This window comes from Frigoribacterium sp. RIT-PI-h, assembly GCF_001297205.1.
GTDB lineage: Bacteria > Actinomycetota > Actinomycetes > Actinomycetales > Microbacteriaceae > Frigoribacterium.
Window position 1 is genome coordinate 1 of the sequence record NZ_LHOZ01000001.1, and the last position, 4132, is coordinate 4132.

The 4132-nt window shown below is 71.5% G+C and carries 5 protein-coding genes; 2 read left to right on the top strand and 3 right to left on the bottom strand.

Annotated features, from left to right (window positions below):
* Together AEQ27_RS00005 and AEQ27_RS00010 are read right to left on the bottom strand one after the other, a co-directional pair.
* Nucleotides 1-406 (bottom strand): acetylxylan esterase (locus AEQ27_RS00005; RefSeq protein ID WP_161805417.1); only part of this gene is annotated, 406 nt, incomplete at its 3' end.
* A gap of 46 nt (nucleotides 407-452) precedes the next feature.
* Nucleotides 453-1496, bottom strand: a complete 1044-nt coding sequence (locus AEQ27_RS00010; RefSeq protein ID WP_054144825.1) for an LLM class flavin-dependent oxidoreductase — start codon at nucleotides 1494-1496, stop codon at nucleotides 453-455.
* Between the two features lie 66 nt (nucleotides 1497-1562).
* Between AEQ27_RS00010 and AEQ27_RS00015 the strand changes: the two genes are divergently transcribed.
* Complete coding sequence (locus AEQ27_RS00015; RefSeq protein ID WP_054144826.1) at nucleotides 1563-1964, top strand: hypothetical protein; 402 nt, start codon at nucleotides 1563-1565, stop codon at nucleotides 1962-1964.
* A gap of 256 nt (nucleotides 1965-2220) precedes the next feature.
* Nucleotides 2221-2838, top strand: a complete 618-nt coding sequence (locus AEQ27_RS00020; protein ID WP_054144827.1) for a TetR/AcrR family transcriptional regulator — start codon at nucleotides 2221-2223, stop codon at nucleotides 2836-2838.
* A 12-nt stretch (nucleotides 2839-2850) separates the two neighbouring features.
* Here the strand turns inward: AEQ27_RS00020 and AEQ27_RS00025 are convergent.
* On the bottom strand, nucleotides 2851-4132 hold a 1282-nt coding region (locus AEQ27_RS00025; RefSeq protein ID WP_235450915.1), incomplete at its 5' end, for an MFS transporter.

Sequence of the window (4132 nt, forward strand, 5' to 3'; positions counted from 1 at the left end):
GGCCCGAACCGTCGGGGTCGGGGGTGGCGCCGAGGCTCCACCCCGCGCCCTGGCCCCGGGTGTCCATCTGCAGGTGGGCGAACCCGGCGGACGACCAGAACAGGTTCTCGACGGCGGCGCCGCGTCCGCCGCCGTAGCCGACGAACTGGACGACCGCCGGCAACGGTCCCTCCGCTCCGGCGGGCACGCGCAGCCAGGCCCGAACTGGTTGACCCGCCCACCCGGCGAAGGTCACGTCGTACACGTCGACCGTCGTCAGCCCCGTGTCGACCGGTTCGACCCGCAGGTCGAGGGGGTGCGCCCGGGTCTCGGCGAGCGTCGTCGCCCAGAACGCGTCGAAGTCGTCGGGGTCGGTCTGGGTGCTGCGGTACTCCCGCAGGGCGGGCTCGGGCAGGTCGGTGAACATGCCCCTTGTCTACCGCAGCCCGTGACGGCAGCCGAGGAGGCGCGGCTCAGCTCGCGCGGGCCAGGTTCGGCTCCCAGCCGAACGCCGGGGCGACGTGGACGGCCACCGTCTGCAGCAACCGGGCGTTGTAGGCCACCCCGAGCTGGTTCGGCACGGTCAGCAGGATCGTGTCGGCGTCCCGCACCGCGGCGTCGGCCGCCAACTGCTCGGCGATGACGTCGGGTTCGCCCACGTAGCTCTTGCCGAACCGCGACTGGACGCCGTCGAGCAGCCCGACCTGGTCCTGCGAGTCGGCCTGGGCCCGGACGCCGAAGTAGCGTCGGTCCTCGTCGGTCGTGATCGGGATCACGCTCCGGCTGACCGACACCCGCGGCTCACGGGTGTGACCGGCGGCGCGGTAGGCCTCGCGGTACAGCGCGATCTGCTCGGCCTGCAGTTCGTCGAACGGCACCCCGGTGTCCTCGGTCAACAGGGTGCTGCTCATCAGGTTCATGCCCTGCTCGCCGGTCCAGACGGCGGTCGAGCGGCTGCCCGACCCCCACCAGATGCGCTCGCCGAGGCCGGGGGAGTGCGGCTCGACCGAGAGGCCGTGCGACCAGCCGGTCATCTTCGGGTCGGACTCGGCGACGTCGGCGCCGTCGATCGCCGCGCGGAACAGCTCGGTGTGCCGGCGGGCGAGGTCGGCGTCGCTCTCACCCTCGAGGGGGACGTGGCCGAACGCCTTATAGCCCCGCAGGGAGGGCTCGGGTGATCCACGGCTGACGCCGAGCTGCAGGCGACCCGCGCTGATCAGGTCGGCGGCCGCGGCCTGTTCCGCCATCGAGAGCGGGTTCTCGTAGCGCATGTCGATGACGCCGGTGCCGAGTTCGATGCGGCTCGTGCGTGCGGCCATCGCCGCGAGCAGCGGGAACGGGTTGGCGGCTTGGCGCACGAAGTGGTGCACGCGCACGGCGGCCACGTCGACGCCGATCTCCTCCGCGGCCTCGGCCAGCTCGATCGACTGGACCAGCGCCTCCCGGGCGGTCGGCGTCGCCGAGCCGCGCACGTCCTGGTAATGACCGAACGACAGGAACCCGATGCGCTTCTTCATGACCGGGCGAACCCCGGACCCGGCCCGGCCATTCCACCCGGGGCCCGTGCTGGGTAGCGTGGGACCGTGGAGAACCGCTTTCGCATCGACGGTGACGACCTCGGCATCGACCTGCGCGCCTCCTCGGTCACGCTCGGAGACGACGGCGTCGTGGACGCCCGCATCGTCGCGGGGCGGGTGCCCGAGGTGGCGGACTGGTCCGACGAGCCGCCGTCACTGGTGTTCCGTGACGTGCCGGTGAAGTTCGACGGCGCCACCTTCGGCGCCACGGTCGACGACGAGCTGCTCGACGAGCACGAGATCGTCTTCCGGCTCGGCGAGAACCTCGACGTGCACGGGGTGCTGAGCCTCGGCGCCGGCGACCGGCTGCGCTTCGTGGGCACGACCCACGTGTCGGGTGAGCCGAAGGCCTGGCGCCTCGACGTCTCGATCGGCTTCGGGGGCTCGGCGCGACGCACCGCGATCTGACGCTGGTCGCGGTCGACACCAGGAGGCGCGGGTCGCGCCCTCGGGGACGACCCCGGACGACGGGTGGGGTGCGGGGTGCGCGCCCGACCTGACGACGTGGTGAGGGTCGGACGGTCGCGCACCCGCGCGGTCTCCTGATGCTTCGGGTTCACCAGGCGATCACGATGGTAGCGCTTCGATACCCGCCGGTATGGGGCTTCTCCGGGGGCGGTGCGGGTGACTTCTGAGGATCACCCGCACCCGTTAGGGTCGCTGCATGGCCACCAGCGCCGGGGCTCCGGTTCCCCGCATCCCACGAGCCGAGGTCAAGCAACGACTGCTCGACGCGGCGGGTGACCTGTTCTCGCGACGCGGGGTCCACGCGACCACCCTCGACGACGTCGCGCGGGCCGCCGGGTTCAGCAAGGGCGCGGTCTACTCGAACTTCTCCTCGAAGGACGATCTCGTCCGCAGCCTCATGCGTCGCGAGACCGACGGTGCCCTCGACGCCCTGCAGGGCATGTTCTTCCCGGGCACCTCGCTCGACCAGTTGCCCGAGAAGATCGGCACGGCGTTCGCGCCCTACGGCCCCGGACAGGTCGAGGACTTCGCCTTGATGAGCGAGTTCCGGGCCCACGCCCTCGCGCACCCCGAGGTGATGGCCGACTTCGTCCGTCAGCGCCGTGAGGTGCTCGACGCCCTGCACGGTCTCGTCGAGGAGGTCTTCCAGGGGCAGGCCGTCCAGGTGACCGGGCTCGAGCCACGGACGTTGGCCCGCGTGCTCATCTGCATCACCCTCGGCGTCGCCTTCGACTGGCCGGCCACGGGCGAGCAGGCCGCCGGCGATCTCATGGGTGACGTCGTCGCGGCTCTCACCCGTGGCACGCGGCCCTGACGCCAGCCCTGCCTAGCGCTGCTCGATCGTGACGACCGGCACGTGCCAGCGGGTGCGCACCTGCAGGGTCAACTGCCCCCGGCGGGCGAGCACCAGTGCCGTGACGGCAGCGGCGACGGCGGGCACGCCGCCCGAGACGATCATGCCGACGTGCGTGCCGAAGGTCTCGACGATCACGCCCATGAGCGGTCCGCCGATCGCCTGCCCGCCGAGCAGCACGAGGATGTACAGCGACATGACGCGCCCCCGGATCGCGATGTTGCTCGACATCTGCACCAACTGGTTCGCGGCCGTCAAGAACAGCAGCGAGGCGAGCCCGACCCCGACGAGCACGACGGCGAACGGCACGAGCGACGGCATCGACCCGGCGACGGCCTGCAGCACGCCTGTGACGAGCACGCCCAGCACGATGGTGCGCAGCCGGATCGTCGCACGCCGCGTCGACAGCAGGGCGCCGGTCAGCGCCCCGACGGCGATCATCGAGTTGAACAGGCCGTAGCCACCCGGCCCGACGTCGTAGACGTCCGCCGCGAACGACGCCAGCAGCACGGGCATCGTGAGACCGAAGACGGCGTAGACGCCGACGAGCAGCACGGGCACGACGATCGTGGGCTTCGAGCGGGCGTAGGCGAGACCCTGCCGCAGTTGACCGCGGCCTCGCGCGGACGAGGCGACGCGGGTCATCTGTGCCGTCCGCAGCATCGTCAGCATCACGACGACCACCAGGCAGGCGACGCCGTTGACGACGAAGGCCCAGCCCTCGCCGACCGCCAACAGCAGCACGCCGGCGATCGCGGGGCCGACCATGCCGCCGAGCTGGAACACGCTCGAGTTGACGCTGATCGCGTTGCGGAGGTGCGTGTGGCCGACGAGCTCGGTGACGATCACCTGGCGGGCCGGGTTGTCGACGACGGTCACTAGACCCGTGGCGAAGGCGATGGCGAAGACGTGCCAGGCCTCGACCACGCCCGCGAGGGTCAGGGCGGCGAGCCCCAGGCTGAGCACGGCGAAGACGCTCTGGGTGACGAGCATGAGGGCGCGCTTCGAGAAGCGGTCGACGATCACTCCGCCGAGCAGGCCGAAGAAGAGCATCGGGGCGAACTGCATCGCCACCGTGATGCCGACGGCCGTGGCACTGCCGGTCAGCTCGAGCACGAGCCAGTCCTGGGCGATGCGCTGCATCCACCCGGCGGTCATCGCCACGACGTTGCCCGCCGTCCAGAGGCGGAAGTTCGGCACGCTGAGGGCGATGAAGGTGTGCCGCCACGGCGGGCGGGCGGTGCTGATCGGAAGG